General features: G+C 37.4%; 14 protein-coding genes. 10 read left to right on the plus strand and 4 right to left on the minus strand.

Annotated features, from left to right (window positions below):
- Nucleotides 1-47 precede the first annotated feature (47 nt).
- The 8 genes from JOC48_RS11720 to pckA all read left to right on the plus strand — a co-directional run bounded on the left by JOC48_RS11720 (nucleotide 48) and on the right by pckA (nucleotide 9,495).
- Complete coding sequence (locus tag JOC48_RS11720; RefSeq protein WP_204499901.1) at nucleotides 48-827, plus strand: sulfite exporter TauE/SafE family protein; 780 nt, start codon at nucleotides 48-50, stop codon at nucleotides 825-827.
- Nucleotides 828-1,108: 281 nt separating this feature from the next.
- Complete coding sequence (ystJ, locus tag JOC48_RS11725; RefSeq protein WP_204499903.1) at nucleotides 1,109-2,302, plus strand: NADP-dependent malic enzyme; 1,194 nt, start codon at nucleotides 1,109-1,111, stop codon at nucleotides 2,300-2,302.
- 338 nt (nucleotides 2,303-2,640) lie between these two features.
- Nucleotides 2,641-4,245 carry a DcuS/MalK family sensor histidine kinase gene (dcuS, locus tag JOC48_RS11730; RefSeq protein WP_204499904.1) on the plus strand — a complete coding sequence of 535 codons (1,605 nt, stop codon included), beginning with the start codon at nucleotides 2,641-2,643 and terminating at the stop codon, nucleotides 4,243-4,245.
- A complete protein-coding gene (locus JOC48_RS11735) occupies nucleotides 4,238-4,948 on the plus strand; it encodes a response regulator (RefSeq protein ID WP_204499905.1) in 711 nt (236 codons plus the stop codon). The genes dcuS and JOC48_RS11735 overlap by 8 nt, the downstream gene beginning before the upstream one ends.
- 211 nt (nucleotides 4,949-5,159) lie before the next feature.
- A complete protein-coding gene (locus tag JOC48_RS11740; protein WP_204499906.1) occupies nucleotides 5,160-6,497 on the plus strand; it encodes a 2-hydroxycarboxylate transporter family protein in 1,338 nt (445 codons plus the stop codon).
- Between the two features lie 260 nt (nucleotides 6,498-6,757).
- Nucleotides 6,758-7,795: a type I glyceraldehyde-3-phosphate dehydrogenase gene (gap, locus tag JOC48_RS11745; protein WP_338024291.1), complete on the plus strand. Its 1,038-nt coding sequence runs from the start codon at nucleotides 6,758-6,760 to the stop codon at nucleotides 7,793-7,795.
- Nucleotides 7,770-7,937: a GapA-binding peptide SR1P gene (locus JOC48_RS11750; RefSeq protein WP_338024292.1), complete on the plus strand. Its 168-nt coding sequence runs from the start codon at nucleotides 7,770-7,772 to the stop codon at nucleotides 7,935-7,937. The genes gap and JOC48_RS11750 overlap by 26 nt, the downstream gene beginning before the upstream one ends.
- Nucleotides 7,915-9,495, plus strand: a complete 1,581-nt coding sequence (gene pckA / locus JOC48_RS11755) for a phosphoenolpyruvate carboxykinase (ATP) (RefSeq protein ID WP_204499908.1) — start codon at nucleotides 7,915-7,917, stop codon at nucleotides 9,493-9,495. Before JOC48_RS11750 ends, pckA begins: the two co-directional genes overlap by 23 nt.
- Nucleotides 9,496-9,556: 61 nt before the next feature.
- On the opposite strand, the gene merF is transcribed toward pckA, so the two are convergent.
- From merF to JOC48_RS11770, 3 genes are all read right to left on the minus strand, one after another.
- Nucleotides 9,557-9,799: a mercury resistance system transport protein MerF gene (gene merF / locus JOC48_RS11760; RefSeq protein ID WP_204499910.1), complete on the minus strand. Its 243-nt coding sequence runs from the start codon at nucleotides 9,797-9,799 to the stop codon at nucleotides 9,557-9,559.
- 186 nt (nucleotides 9,800-9,985) lie between these two features.
- The gene (locus JOC48_RS11765; protein WP_204499911.1) at nucleotides 9,986-10,411 is read right to left on the minus strand and encodes a MerR family transcriptional regulator; all 426 of its coding nucleotides are present in this window, start codon (nucleotides 10,409-10,411) and stop codon (nucleotides 9,986-9,988) included.
- A gap of 439 nt (nucleotides 10,412-10,850) precedes the next feature.
- Nucleotides 10,851-11,291: a cell wall hydrolase gene (locus tag JOC48_RS11770; protein WP_204499913.1), complete on the minus strand. Its 441-nt coding sequence runs from the start codon at nucleotides 11,289-11,291 to the stop codon at nucleotides 10,851-10,853.
- Between the two features lie 257 nt (nucleotides 11,292-11,548).
- On the opposite strand from JOC48_RS11770, the gene JOC48_RS11775 reads away from it, so the two are divergent.
- Entirely contained in the window at nucleotides 11,549-12,559 is a 1,011-nt protein-coding gene (locus tag JOC48_RS11775; RefSeq protein WP_204499915.1) for a DUF3231 family protein, read from the plus strand.
- A gap of 208 nt (nucleotides 12,560-12,767) precedes the next feature.
- Here the strand turns inward: JOC48_RS11775 and JOC48_RS11780 are convergent, their stop codons facing one another.
- Nucleotides 12,768-13,709, minus strand: a complete 942-nt coding sequence (locus JOC48_RS11780; RefSeq protein ID WP_204499916.1) for an arsenic resistance protein — start codon at nucleotides 13,707-13,709, stop codon at nucleotides 12,768-12,770.
- A 206-nt stretch (nucleotides 13,710-13,915) separates the two neighbouring features.
- Between JOC48_RS11780 and JOC48_RS11785 the strand changes: the two genes are divergently transcribed.
- Nucleotides 13,916-14,260 (plus strand): ArsR/SmtB family transcription factor, encoded by a 345-nt coding sequence (locus JOC48_RS11785; protein WP_204499917.1) that lies wholly within the window; start codon nucleotides 13,916-13,918, stop codon nucleotides 14,258-14,260.
- Nucleotides 14,261-14,264: the final 4 nt, after the last annotated feature.

Below are 14,264 nucleotides of genomic sequence, written 5' to 3' on the forward strand. Positions count from 1 at the left end.
GGGAACCAGAAAACATGGTTCCCTTTTCTAGTTAGGAGGTAAGCTATATGGATTTTCTGTTTGTGATAACCATCTTTTTGATAGGGTTCATCGGTTCCTATATATCTGGTATGGTCGGGATCGGTGGATCAATCATAAAGTACCCTATGTTATTCTATGTTCCACCTCTATTTGGCTTGGCGGCATTTAGTGCACATGAGGTGTCAGGAATAAGTGCCATACAAGTTTTCTTTGCAACGATTGGAGGTGTATGGGCATATCGGAAAGGTGGATATTTAAATAAGACGCTCATTATTTATATGGGAGTAAGTATTTTAATTGGTAGTTTAATAGGAGGTTATGGTTCAAGGATGATGTCAGGAGAAGTTATCAATCTTGTCTATGGTATATTGGCGCTTCTAGCGGCGATTATGATGTTCCTCCCGAAAAAAGGAAAAGAGGATACCCCTACCGGTCAAGTAACCTTTAATAAATGGCTGGCAGCATTATTAGCATTCATTGTAGGTGTTGGGGCCGGTATTGTTGGGGCAGCAGGGGCATTTCTGTTGGTGCCAATTATGTTAGTTATTTTAAAATTACCAACACGTGTGACCATTGCATCTTCCTTAGCCATTACTTTTATTTCTTCCATAGGGGCTACCGTTGGAAAAATATCAACTGGTCAGGTAGCGTTTTTACCGGCATTTATCATGGTAATAGCCAGTTTGATAGCTTCTCCAATGGGAGCAAAAATGGGTCAGAAAGTAAATACAAAACTTCTACAATGGATACTGGCACTATTGATTTTGGGCACTTCAATGAAGATTTGGATAGATATTTTGATATAGGATGTTGAAAAGCATGACCTTTCACTCACTTAAAGAGGTGCTCGCTTCCTGAATTATACCAGGTATGGAGCATCTCTTTTTTTAATTACAAAAAGAATTTAATAGTTATAAAACCTACAATAAGCAGAAAATATTTATTATAAATAGGTGTATAAGACGATATTCAAAAATGATAGCGTTTTTTTATTTGAAAAAGTATTCATCTTGCAACCAAGATGGATCAGGTCAAAGGAAATAATCTTATGATATCAATTTTAATGTGGGAAATGGAGAGGATAACGATGGATACATTGCGGAATCAATCATTGCAAATGCATAGAGACAATAAAGGGAAACTAGAAACAACTGCAAAAGTGGCAGTTCAAAACACGTATGATTTAAGTCTAGCATACTCACCTGGAGTAGCAGAGCCTTGCAAAGAAATCTATAATGATAAGAAGAAAGTATATGATTATACGATGAAAGGAAATACCGTTGCAAACGTTTCTGATGGATCCGCTGTTTTAGGCCTAGGTAACATTGGACCTGAAGCGGCTATGCCTGTAATGGAAGGAAAATCAGTTCTATTTAAAAGCTTTGCCGGTGTTGATGCGTTTCCGATTTGTTTAAATACAAATGATGTGGATGAAATTGTTAACACGGTAAAGCTTCTTGAGCCAACGTTTGGCGGCGTTAATTTAGAAGATATTTCAGCACCGAGATGTTTCGAGATTGAAGAACGGTTGAAAAAGGAAACGAACATCCCAATATTTCATGATGACCAACATGGAACAGCAATTGTCACTGTTGCGGGCCTAGTAAATGCACTAAAGCTAGTTAATAAGAAAATGGGAGAGATCAAAGTAGTGATTAATGGTGCAGGTGCTGCTGGTATTGCCATTGTCCATTTATTAAATAACTTTGGTGTTTCTGATGTTATCTTATGCGACTCTAAAGGTGCGATTTACGAAGGACGTCCATATGGAATGAATCCACTTAAAGAGACGATCGCGAAAAGTACCAATCACAATAATGTAGAAGGTACACTAGAGGAAGCTGTAGTAGGTACGGATGTATTTATTGGAGTATCTGTTGCTGTTGCATTAACAAAAGAAATGGTTGCTACGATGAATAAGGACGCTATTATTTTTGCAATGGCAAATCCAATACCGGAGATCATGCCAGAAGATGCCCAGGCTGCTGGTGCAAGAGTGATCGGAACCGGTCGTTCGGATTTTTCAAATCAGGTAAATAATGTACTAGCCTTTCCGGGAATTTTCAGAGGTGCATTAGATATACAAGCTACACATATCAATGAAGAGATGAAAAAAGCAGCTGTACTTGCGATCTCATCCCTTATTTCAGAACAGGAATTGTCTGCGGGATATGTTATTCCAGCACCATTTGATGAACGAGTAGCACCTGCAGTGGCAGAGGCAGTTGCAAATGCTGCAATGGAAACGGGGGTAGCTAGAAAGGCTGTTGTTCTTAAATGAATACTTGCTGCCTAGGCTAGTGCAGTTCATCAAATAAAAAGCAGATGAACTAAACGAAAATCTAAGATTAACACAAAAGCGAAAAAGCTAAGTGATATACGAATGTAAAATGATAGTATATGGCGCGTATATAATCGTTGTACTATCAACTAATCGGTCGACTGTCGTTCAAGCAGTCGATTTTTTTCGTTCTAACAGTAAAACAATTCATTTGATTTTACCTGATAGATGTAAAAGTCTAACAATAAATAGGAGAAGCCTACTCACGAATAATAGAAAATACATAGATAAACTAGTTTTTGTTATAATCCTTTTTATAGGATATGAGGTGATTGTTGATGCGACATTTTAAACTAAGCACCATTATTGTGATCTTTGGCTGTATCGTTGTAGTAGTCTCCTTATTGGTTACAGATCTTCTCATTAGTAATACAACAAGTGAGCGGATAAGAGCCAATCAGGAAGAGAAGGTACAGATTGTTTCTAGGACAGTTGCTGAATCTGAGATTGTAAAAGAAAGCCTAATATTGCAAGAGAAATCAGAAGCTATTCAAGCATATACGCAAGAAGTCCAAACAATAACCGAAATGATGTTTGTTGTTGTAATGGATATGGATGGAATTCGATATACCCACCCCAATCCGGACATGATTGGGGAGTACTTTACCGGGGGAGATGAGCAAAGGGTTCTCCAAGGTGAAGAATATGTATCGGTGTCTGAAGGTACGCTTGGAGATTCTCTAAGAGCTTTTACACCGATCTACGATAACAGTGGAAACCAAATCGGTGCTGTTGCGGTTGGAATCTCTCTAGAGAATGTTGAGCTTGCCCTGTCACAAAGCCACCGCAATATTATCGAAGGAAGCTTGCTTGGTATTATCATTGGGGTAATTGGAGCAATTTTACTCGCTAAATATATAAAAAGAATACTATTTGGCCTGGAGCCTTATGAGATCTCAAAGCTTCTAGAAGAGCGGAGTACCATGCTACAGTCCGTTCATGAAGGAATCTTGGCGGTGGATGATGATCTAAGAATTACATTAGTAAACAAATCTGCGCGTCAATTGTTTAAAAAAGCCGGCTTGCCTGATCAACCGATTGGTATGAAAATAACGGATTTTATGCCTAACACGAAACTAGACCGTGTCATTGAAACGGGAGAATCAGAGCGAGATGAGGAACAAACATTAAATGGCATATCTATTTTAACTAACCGTGAGCCATTAGTTGTAAACAATAAGGTGGTAGGGGCAATCTCTACATTTAGAGATAAAACGGAAGTGAATCAGTTGGCAAAGCAATTAACAGGTGTCAGAACCTACGTGGAGGCGCTCCGTGCACAATCACATGAATTCATGAATCGACTTCATGTGATACTTGGTATGGTCCAAATGGAAGCCTATGATGAATTAGTACCGTTTATCCGAAAAATTATTGACCTTAATAACCAAGAAGCGGAATCGATTACAAAAAGTATCAAGGATCCTGTGCTAGCAGGTTTTCTGATGGGAAAAATGAGCTATGCAAGGGAGAGGAATGTAACGTTTACAATCACAAACGATACATGGATTGATAAGGCGCTTAGCTTAGAAATTAGTCAAGAGCTCATTACCATTATTGGTAACCTAGTTGATAATGCAATTGAAGCACTTTCCACTAGTAATGAAAAGAAACTCACATTACAATTAAAGGAAAGTGACGGAAAGTTATCCATAGATGTATCCGATTCGGGACCTGGAATATCCAAAGAGTATCTCGAGAAAATTTTTGAAAAAGGATTTTCCACAAAAGGTTCAAACAGAGGCTTCGGGCTTTATCTAATGAAACAAAGTATTGAGAAATTAAAAGGGGAATTTAAGGTGTCCACCAGTGAAAAAGGTACGACGTTTAACGTAGTGGTTGACTATGCTTCAATGAGAGATGGGATTCAAAATGATGATTAATGTGTTAATAGTAGAAGACGATCCAATGGTAGCGGAATTTAATAAGCGCTATCTTAGTAAGGTTGAAGGATTTCAATTAGTTGACATTGCTGGTTCTGTAGAAGAGGCGACAAAACTAATGGAGGAAAAGGAAAATGGCATTGATTTAATCTTACTAGATGTTTATATGCCAGGGGAAAATGGTCTCGACATGTTATCAACGATTCGAAAAAAAGGCTTACCAATTGATGTTATTTTAATTACCGCTGCTACCGATACGGAAAATATCCAATCCGCCTTACACTATGGGGCAATTGATTATTTAATCAAGCCCTTTGAATTTGCTCGGTTTAAACAAGCACTTATGCGGTATAAAGAAAAATTTGAAATATTGCATAAGCGAGAGCGACTAAATCAGAAGGAACTTGATCAAAAATTATTAAATTCAGAACGAGAAAAAATGATGGAAGATAAAGTATTGCCTAAGGGGTTAACGAAAAGTACGCTATTGATAATTATCGACACGATAAAAAAAGTGAAATCTTTTTCAACAGATGACATCGCGGAATCGACAGGTATTTCTAGAGTTTCCGTGCGTAAGTATCTCATGTTTTTAGTTGATATCGATGTATTGGAAGAAACGCTGACGTATGGGATTGGCAGGCCGGTTTATCAATACTCTTATAAAGGAAATAGCGACATACTCGATGCCTATTTAAAATGACTCAAAAGCGACAAGTTTTTGAGTCATTTTTTTAATGCCAAAGAAACCACTTACTTTTTTTAATTACAAAAAGAATTCATTAATTTTATAAACTTTTAAGTTTGTAAAAGGAGTATTAAGATGAGTTTAAGGTTGGAAACGATTACAACAGAAGAAGGAAGTTCGGTTTCCTAAAACTGGACTCCAAAGCAAAGGATGAGGAGGAAGTTTCATGACACAATTAGCAAAAGACTATTCAAAAGATACAGCTATTAAAAATGCAAATCCTGCAAATGTGCAATATCTTTTTTCTAAATCTGAAATTTCAATTTTTAATGTTCCAGTAATTTGGTTTGCCATATTTGCGGCAGTTACTTTAACAAGTATGTATACCGGAAATCTTCCAGGAGGCATGATCGGAAGCTTACTTGTAATGATAGTCTTGGGTGAGTTATTTGGATGGATAGGCGACCGATTACCAATCGTGAAAAGTTATCTTGGTGGAGGAGCTATACTCGCCATTTTTGGCTCCGCTTACATGGTGTATGGTGGACTACTGCCTGAAGCCGTCACAACTTCTATTACTGACTTTATGAGATCTGGTGGTTTTCTAAATTTTTATATTGCAGCATTAATTACCGGTAGTATTTTAGGAATGAACTCAAAAATATTAGTGAAAGTTGGCTTGCGTTATTTTCTTCCAATTGGAGGAGCTGTTCTTGGTGCAATGGCACTCACTGGACTAATTGGCTCCATTGTTGGCTTCACACTTCAAGAGGCTGTCTTAGTCATTGCAATGCCGATTATGGGCGGAGGAATGGGTGCAGGCGCTGTTCCCATGAGTCAAGTTTATTCTGAGTTACTTGGAAATGATCCGAGTTACTACATTTCGATGCTCGTGCCAGCACTAGCACTTGGTAATGTGTTCGCCATTGTATTAGCTAGTCTATTAGATAAAATCGGTAAGATCTATCCTTCGCTAACTGGTAATGGACAATTAGTTAAAGGCTTCACATATGAAAAACCAGAACTAAAATACGATATTCAGAAAATGGGTGCCGGCCTGCTTGCAGCATTAACATTTTTTGTAGCTGGATCGCTATTAGGCGCTGTGATTCCATTACACCCATATGCAATCATGATTATTCTTGTAGCTATTACTAAGATTGCCAATGTAATTCCTACACAGGTTGTTGAAGGTGCCAGTCAATGGTACCAGTTCGTAGCAAAAAATTGGACGTTTGCCTTACTATTTGGTATTGGCGTTGCTTATACCGATTTAGGTACCGTATTAGAGGCATTGACTTTGCAATATGTCTTAACCGTATTTGGCGTTGTACTAGGTGGGATTATTGGAGCAGCGTTATTAGGTAAACTTGTTGGTTTCTATCCAATTGAAGCAGCGATTACGGCTGGTCTTTGTATGGCAAACATGGGAGGTACAGGTGATGTAGCGGTACTTTCCGCAGCAAAACGGATGGAATTAATGCCATTTGCACAAATCTCTTCACGTTTAGGTGGAGCAATTATTTTATTATTAGCCGGTCTAATCGTTCCTTTATTTATATAGAGTTTGAATGTCCTATAAAAAATCTGTCCCAAGTAAATAGCTCTCACTTGGGACGTGATTTGGTTGCTGCGAGCATGTAGTTAAGGAATAAAGCAGTTCGTTTCAGGGTAATTCGTGTATATTAATCTATTATTTATATGGTCGTATGATTGATTTCTATATTTATTGATATAATGTACACTTTATTGTAAAAAACAACATATAGTATAACATATTTAATTATTTATATTATTCTATATCCTGGTTAAGGAGGAGATGAAGTGGAATTAGGTATTGGGGTAAGTGGTATGGGGAGAATTGGACGATTGTTAATCAGAAAGATGATATCTGAAAAGGGTATGAGGACTTCCTTGAAGGCTATTAACAGTATTTATCCAGCAGAAACAATCGCACATTTACTCAAGTATGATTCCGTACATGGAATATGGGATGCCGATATTTCTGCTTCAACTAATGAACTTCGCATCAATGGAAACCTCATTCACGTTGTATATTGTCGAGAGCCTGCTAATATCCCATGGAAAGACCTAGGTGTCAACCTGGTTATTGATGCAACTGGGAAATTCAAGGAACGGCAAAGTGTAGATGGGCATATTCATGCAGGGGCATCCTCCGTAATCGTGACGGCACCAGGTAAAGACCTCGATTTAACCGTAGTTATGGGAGTAAACGAGCAATTATACAATCCAGTAAAACATACGTTTGTTTCTGCGGCATCCTGTACAACAAATTGCGTTGCTCCTGTATTAAAGGTTCTAGATGACAGGTTTCATGTAAAAAAAGGTTGGTTAACTAGTATTCATGCGATAACATCCGACCAAAAGTCTTTGGACAATCCGCACAAAGATTTGCGTAGAGCACGTGCAAGTACACAATCAATTGTTCCGACAACTACAGGAGTTGGAAAAGCGTTGAAAGATGTGCTGCCGCATTTAGCCACTAGCATGGAAGGTACCGCTGTTCGGGTGCCAACACAAGATGTATCTTTAGCTGATTTGACTGTACAGGTAGCTGGCGAATATAGCGTTGATGAAGTGAGAGCAGCATTTGATTCAGCATCCCGGGGAGATATGAATAAAATAGTCGGTATTGTAAAGGAGCCACTTGTTTCTGTTGATTATATCGGCAGTTCACAATCAGCGGTTGTTGATAGTCCATCGCTTGCAGTAATGGGAGACCAGATTAAAGTATTAGCCTGGTATGACAACGAATGGGCTTACACGTGTCGAGTAGCTGAGCTTTCTTATTATATGAAGGAGAGGATGATTGAAAGTGGAAAATTACAAAGATCTTCCTGAGATGGGTGTTGTAGTTTGTAGACATTGTGAACGTGTAGTAGAAACGTTTCCTTCGTTTAAAGTTACCACTTTTTATGCTATTTGTAGCTCGGATTGCTTAGAACAAGAGAGTGGAAGGAATGAGAAAAGTGAAAGTGCTTAATACAATGGATACGCTTAATCTAAAAAACGTATACAAAAATTTGTCAGTATCTCAGCTTATTGAAAAGGCCATAACACGGAAGGAAGCTAAACTTACAGAGCGTGGAGCGATAGATGCCTTCACCGGACAATTTACCGGTAGATCACCAAAGGACAAATATATTGTTGTAGATTCCTATACAAAGGATAAGGTAAAGTGGGGAAATGTCAACCAACAGATGTCCCAACAAACGTTTGATTCGCTCTACCAAAGAGCATTAGCATATATGTCTGAACGAGAGCTTTTTACGTTTGAAGGAGCAGCCGGTGCTGATCCAAAGCACCGACTCTCTATACGGGTTATCAATGAATTTGCTTGGCATAATTTGTTTGTAAAACAATTATTTATTGATGAAGAGCCCCTAGATTCTGAAAAGCAGGAGCCCGATTTTACGGTTATGTGCTTACCTGGATTAAAAGCAGATCCAACCGAGGATAACCTTAATTCAGAAACATTTATTGCTATTTCATTTGAAAGAAGAATGGTGTTAATTGGCGGTACAGCTTATGCAGGTGAAATGAAAAAGTCTGTGTTTAGCGTTCTTAATTATTTATTACCATTGGAAGGCATTTTTCCAATGCATTGTTCCGCTAATATGGGGGAGCGTTCGGATGATGTGGCATTGTTTTTTGGCTTATCTGGAACAGGTAAAACAACATTATCGGCAGACCCCGAACGGAAGCTGATTGGAGATGATGAGCACGGCTGGTCAGATAACGGTGTCTTTAATTTTGAAGGCGGCTGTTATGCTAAATGTATCGGACTATCACAGGAAAAAGAACCACAAATTTGGAAGGCAATCCAATATGGTTCAGTATTAGAAAACGTAGCAATGGATGAAGAAACACGTACGTTAAATTTTGATGATAATACACATACAGAAAACACCCGTGCAGCTTATTCGATTGAAAAAATTCCGGGAGCAGTTACACCGAGTATGGCTGGTCATCCGAAAGTCATTATTTTTCTTACAGCGGATGCATTTGGCGTACTTCCACCGATATCAAAGCTGACGAAAGAACAGGCCATGTATCATTTTCTATCCGGTTACACATCAAAGCTTGCAGGTACCGAGCGAGGGGTTACCAAACCGGAAGCTACTTTTTCTGCCTGCTTCGGTGAGCCGTTCCTGCCGCTTGATCCAAGTGTATATGCTGAATTACTTGGTGAAAAAATTGATGACCATGATGTACGTGTTTATCTTGTCAATACAGGCTGGTCAGGAGGTCCGTATGGAGTCGGAGAAAGGGTCAAATTAGCATACACCCGTGCCATGGTTCGGGCAGCAATTAATGGTGATTTGGAAAACGTAAACTACCAACAAGAGTCTATCTTTGGTTTATTTATTCCAGAAGCGATAGCTGGGGTTCCAACAGACCTATTAACCCCAAGTCATACATGGGAAAACCCAAAGGCTTATGACAAAAAAGCACGAGAGTTAGCAGAAAGGTTTCATGCAAATTTTGACCGCTTTTCAAATGTTTCACAAGACATCCAGCAGGCAGGACCAAAAATTTGATCGAAATGTAGGGCTAAAGGGGTCAGACCCCCCCTTCCTTTTTTTACTCCACTCCACCATATTATGAAGAACAACATTTACATTTGCCTGTTTTGCATAAGGACTTGGACTTTTTCTGTTTCCATTTATAAAAGATTATTCCTATTAATATTGCAATGATAGGGAGGATCACATAATTTAAATAACCTGTTAGAAAACCAAGTCCTATTGCCCCTAAACCAATCGCCAAAAATGGAGCAACACAACATAACACACACAAACTAAAAGCACCAATACCAGTTGCAAATAACTTATTATCTTTCATTTTTTCTCTCCTGTCTGAAAATTATTTACCCTTTTTTCTATCCATAAAAATTCCAAAAATAAGTCCATAGACTAAATGCAGGACCGAAGTGTAGGCTTTCCCTACATGAGGACCGGAAAAACGAGCCAACGAACAGATGCACCGCTTATCATTTGGTGACTTTTTGAACATTCCTCTTAAAGTGCTTTATTTTGTATCACAATTCGACTTACCTTTTAACGTTGTTTCAATAATCTCGCATTCATATATCCCTGTTTCGTTTGGTGAACCACAACAGGTTTGTAAGTCCATCAACATCTTTTCAACGTTTTGTAAATCTCTGATTTTGTCTTGAACATCGATTAATTTTTCTTTGGAGAACTCAATCACATCACTGCATTTCGCTTGATCTTTATCTACCACTCCTAAAAGTTTGTCAATTTCTTTTAAAGTAAAGCCAAGCTCTTTCATTCTTTTAATAAAACTTAGACGTTCCACGATCTCTTCTGCATAGGTTCTATACCCAGCATCTGTCCTTGTTGGTTCAGGGATTAGACCTAAGCGTTCATAGTATCGAATAGTGTCTTTAGTAACTTGACTTCTTTTTGCTACTTCTCCAATTTGTAGTGTCATTTTTTCACCTCAAGTTTATTTTAAACCCTGAAGTATACTTCAAGGTCAAGGGGTTTATCTTGGAGATTCAATGTTTGCTTGCGTTTATGAGCATCATCTTCAGTTTGTGGAAGATGATGAAATTCAATCCTTTAATATAAAGTAACAAAGACTTCCTAAATGAAGGGTAAAAAATAGGCTAAGGAGTTGTAAATGTGGCAACCCCGATTCTAATGATGGAAGCAGTAATATAGAATAATTAGGGGGATACATTAAGAGGTGAGGTAGTGAAAGGTGTTTTTGATTTCTTATGTTTGGTTTTGTTTTGATAAGTTTATCTTTTATTTAGGGATAGGTACGTTACGATCGTGGCTGGAAATCATCGAAAATACGCAAAAACATGTGCGTTGGTCGAAGAAGGCTTAACGCTCAAAAAATCCCCACAAGTGTGGGGATTTGTTTACCATCTATAAGCACTTTCGCATGTATTAGCTACTGGTTCATAATAACAATGCTGTTTATATGGTCCTGTAAATGGTTGGCCGTACCATGTAGGTGGACATTCACCATACGGGTTAAAATACCAAAGCGCGTACTTGGAAGGGTGTTGTCTCCAATATTTTAAGGTTTGTTCGGCTAATTTTTTTTCCGCACTTCTTGCTCTATTATAAAAAACATTCCCTTTTTGCACTGCTTCAAAAGAATAATTTCCTCCTTGGACTTGATAAATCACATCATTTATTGTCCTTACATCCTTAAAATCTAAACAATCAGCCTTTGCCCGATTTACAATTACATTGCCAACCATAAGCATCCCGAGCCGACCTTCACCTTCAGCTTCAGCTCTCATCATCCTTGCCATTAAAGCAACGTCATTGTCTGTATATTTTATTCTTGTCACTTTTCATCACCTCTAGAAGCATTGTATGAAAAAAGACTACAAAAATGCATTTATAAATAAACAATATACAAGTAACAGCTTAGATTAAAATGGTTGTGAAAGGGTGCAAGAGTAAAAGAATGGATTGCAACGTCGCTTAATTTTTTTGCTATTAAGTTAAATATAAATAAATGGAATATCTAACTTTAAAATTACTGAATTGTTTTACCCTTTTATGTTCAACCTAAAATTAGAAAGTTTTAGGGAGGACTGCTAATATGCCTGAAAAACCTGCAATAACGTCATCTGAACTTGGCACGTTGTGGATTACGTACCAACAAAAAACAATGATTTTACGAATGTTAGAATATTTTATAGAAAAAGCCGATGACGAAGATGCTAAAAAAATTATGACAAATTTATATGATGAAATTACCCCTTATGTTGAAAAAATAACGAAAATTTTCCAAGAAGAAGGTGCAGTAATCCCCGTCGGATTTACTTCCAAAGATGTTAACAAAGGTGTACCGAAGCTATATGATAATGGTTTCGATATTATGTTTGTTCGTTTGGTCAAAGAAATAAGTATGGCTATGCATACGCTAAATATAACCATGTCCTATCGCGAAGATATTGTCATGCTTTTTAAAGAACTTACTGCTATTACCCAAAAGTATTACAATGACTGCACCCAGTATTTGATTGAAAGAGGTATGATTGCTCGACCACCTTATGTTTCCATGCCGGATGCAGTTGAGTTTGTGAAAGATACAAATTATTTAGGTGGACTTGCAATGAATCCTTTTAGTAAAAAACGTCCATTAAATACAGTTGAAGTTGCTAATACTTATCATGCTATTGAAACAAATATTACTGGCATGCAGATGATTACAGGGTTTGCTCAATGTGCAAATGAAGCAGAGGTAACAAAATATTTCTCTAAAGGAGCAGAAATTGCCAAAAGCATTACGAAAGAGTTGAGTGAAGTTTTTCTTCAAAATGGTATTCAGGTGCCTGGAACAGCGGGTGGTCATGCCACGCGTTCAACTGTCGCTCCATTTTCTGATAAAATCATGATGTACTGCACCAGTCTTTTTTGTAGTTTTTCTTTGGGAGGGAATTCCTTAGGAACTGCTTTTAGTTTACGGAATGATTTGCCGGCAAAAATGACTATTTTTATGAAAGATATCTTTGAATATGCTCATGAAGGTGCAAAAATTATGATTAAGAACGGGTGGATGGAGGAACCGCCTCAGATGGAAGAACGTCAACAAATTATTAAAAAATAAGGTCTTAATCACTTTGCAAGCTGTTGTATATTAGTGAAGTTTGTCAGTCTAATGTTTCCGTTTTTTCATTTGTTCTGCATCACTCACGATTATGGCGTTATCCCTTGGGTAGCGCCTAATCGCTATTAGCCTATCTACTGCAGTGGAAAAAAACGAGTGGTATTCGCAACCGCGTGACGGAGCATTTTATGTGTTCCTGTTTATATATCTATTTATTAATCAATAATAATAGCTGAGTGATGACTGCAAGAATTGGTAGCTCCAATAATGGACCTATTACTAATGTTAAAGCTATTAAAGGTTGGTCTGGAAATGCTGTCATAGCGATTGCTAAAGCGATTGGTGAATTCCGGGCTAATGTAGTTAAGCTTAAGCTAATTCTATCAGAGATAGGAAATTTCATGACCTTACCAACTTTTTGACCAACGATAACATTTACTACAAAAAATAAAAGGATAGGAATTGTTATTTGCCACATTAAATTTAAATGATCAAGCAGTAATTGTCCTTGTGAAGCAAACATCGCAACAATTGCAAGACTAAGAAAAATAATTGGTAACACGCTAAGCTTCGCCATCATTTTTTCTCTTAGCTGCTGCTTATTTTTCAAGAAGAACTTTGTTAGAAAAGCTAAAATTAATGGGATGAATAAAACAGTCAGAATACTTTCCGCGAGAAATGCGAGTTCTATAACCCCTGTCTGACCAGCAAAAATGAGAAGATAGATAGGTAATAAAATGATTTGCAGAATTAAATTTAAAGGTAAGATCGCTGTAGATAAAGCAACATTTCCTTTTGCTATCCCGGTGAATATTAAATACCAGTCTGTACATGGGGTAACCATTAGCATAATAAATCCAATATATAAGGCTGGAGTGTCTCCTAAGAATAATAATGCTAGGAGCCATGCTAAAATAGGTGTCCAAACAAAGTTCATCGTCGTTGATATGTATGTGAACATACTATTTTTGAACGCTTTTTTTATTTCGTTCATAGGAATTTGCAAAAAAGTAATAAACAACATAGCTACTAATAAAGGCACAATAAAGCTTTCTGAGTTCTTTTGTATTCCTTCGAATTGTCCTATACTGATTCCAACAATAACTGCTAATAAAATGATAAATGAATACAACTTCTCGATTACATTCATATCCCACTCACATCCAAAAATAAAAGTATAATCCCACTAAACACTTTAATTATAGTAGAAACAGGTGACGATAGCCAAAAAAAGGGGTCTGACCCCTCTTGTGGACAGTTGTCCTCTGTGGGAGGACAGTTGGACGATTTTTTAACTTGCTTATATAAACAAATCATTATATGATAATATTCGAATGAAGAAGGAGGTGTTTTGTTATGGAAAAAACGTTGATTGAGATGGAAAAGGCGGCGATGATTTTAAAGTTGCTGGGGGATAGAACGCGTTTAACAATGATTAAGTTATTGGAGAATAATGATTGTTGTGTTTGCGAATTTGTTGAGATTTTTCAAGTAAGTCAACCGTCAATTAGTCAACACCTTCGAAAATTAAGGGATGTTGGATTAGTGAAAGAAGAAAGAAGAGGTCAGTGGATCTTTTATTCCTTAAACAAAAATAATGAGCATTACTCTTTCGTAGTACAGCTTCTTCAACAACTACCTGATCAAGATTATAAATTAAAAGAACTAGAAGAAAAAGGAACACGGATTACGTGTTGCTAATTGG

It is taken from the genome of Aquibacillus albus (genome assembly GCF_016908325.1).
In the GTDB taxonomy this organism is placed as follows: domain Bacteria; phylum Bacillota; class Bacilli; order Bacillales; family Amphibacillaceae; genus Aquibacillus_A; species Aquibacillus_A albus.

What these genes read in the sequence shown, in the direction of transcription:
- merF (WP_204499910.1), bottom strand. Translation starts at nt 9,799, where the DNA reads ATGAAAGATAATAAGTTATTTGCAACTGGTATTGGTGCTTTTAGTTTG.
- dcuS (WP_204499904.1), top strand. Translation starts at nt 2,641, where the DNA reads ATGCGACATTTTAAACTAAGCACCATTATTGTGATCTTTGGCTGTATC.
- JOC48_RS11740 (WP_204499906.1), top strand. Translation starts at nt 5,160, where the DNA reads ATGACACAATTAGCAAAAGACTATTCAAAAGATACAGCTATTAAAAAT.
- pckA (WP_204499908.1), top strand. Translation starts at nt 7,915, where the DNA reads ATGAGAAAAGTGAAAGTGCTTAATACAATGGATACGCTTAATCTAAAA.
- ystJ (WP_204499903.1), top strand. Translation starts at nt 1,109, where the DNA reads ATGGATACATTGCGGAATCAATCATTGCAAATGCATAGAGACAATAAA.
- JOC48_RS11775 (WP_204499915.1), top strand. Translation starts at nt 11,549, where the DNA reads ATGCCTGAAAAACCTGCAATAACGTCATCTGAACTTGGCACGTTGTGG.
- JOC48_RS11765 (WP_204499911.1), bottom strand. Translation starts at nt 10,411, where the DNA reads ATGACACTACAAATTGGAGAAGTAGCAAAAAGAAGTCAAGTTACTAAA.
- JOC48_RS11735 (WP_204499905.1), top strand. Translation starts at nt 4,238, where the DNA reads ATGATTAATGTGTTAATAGTAGAAGACGATCCAATGGTAGCGGAATTT.
- JOC48_RS11780 (WP_204499916.1), bottom strand. Translation starts at nt 13,709, where the DNA reads ATGAATGTAATCGAGAAGTTGTATTCATTTATCATTTTATTAGCAGTT.
- JOC48_RS11785 (WP_204499917.1), top strand. Translation starts at nt 13,916, where the DNA reads ATGGAAAAAACGTTGATTGAGATGGAAAAGGCGGCGATGATTTTAAAG.
- JOC48_RS11720 (WP_204499901.1), top strand. Translation starts at nt 48, where the DNA reads ATGGATTTTCTGTTTGTGATAACCATCTTTTTGATAGGGTTCATCGGT.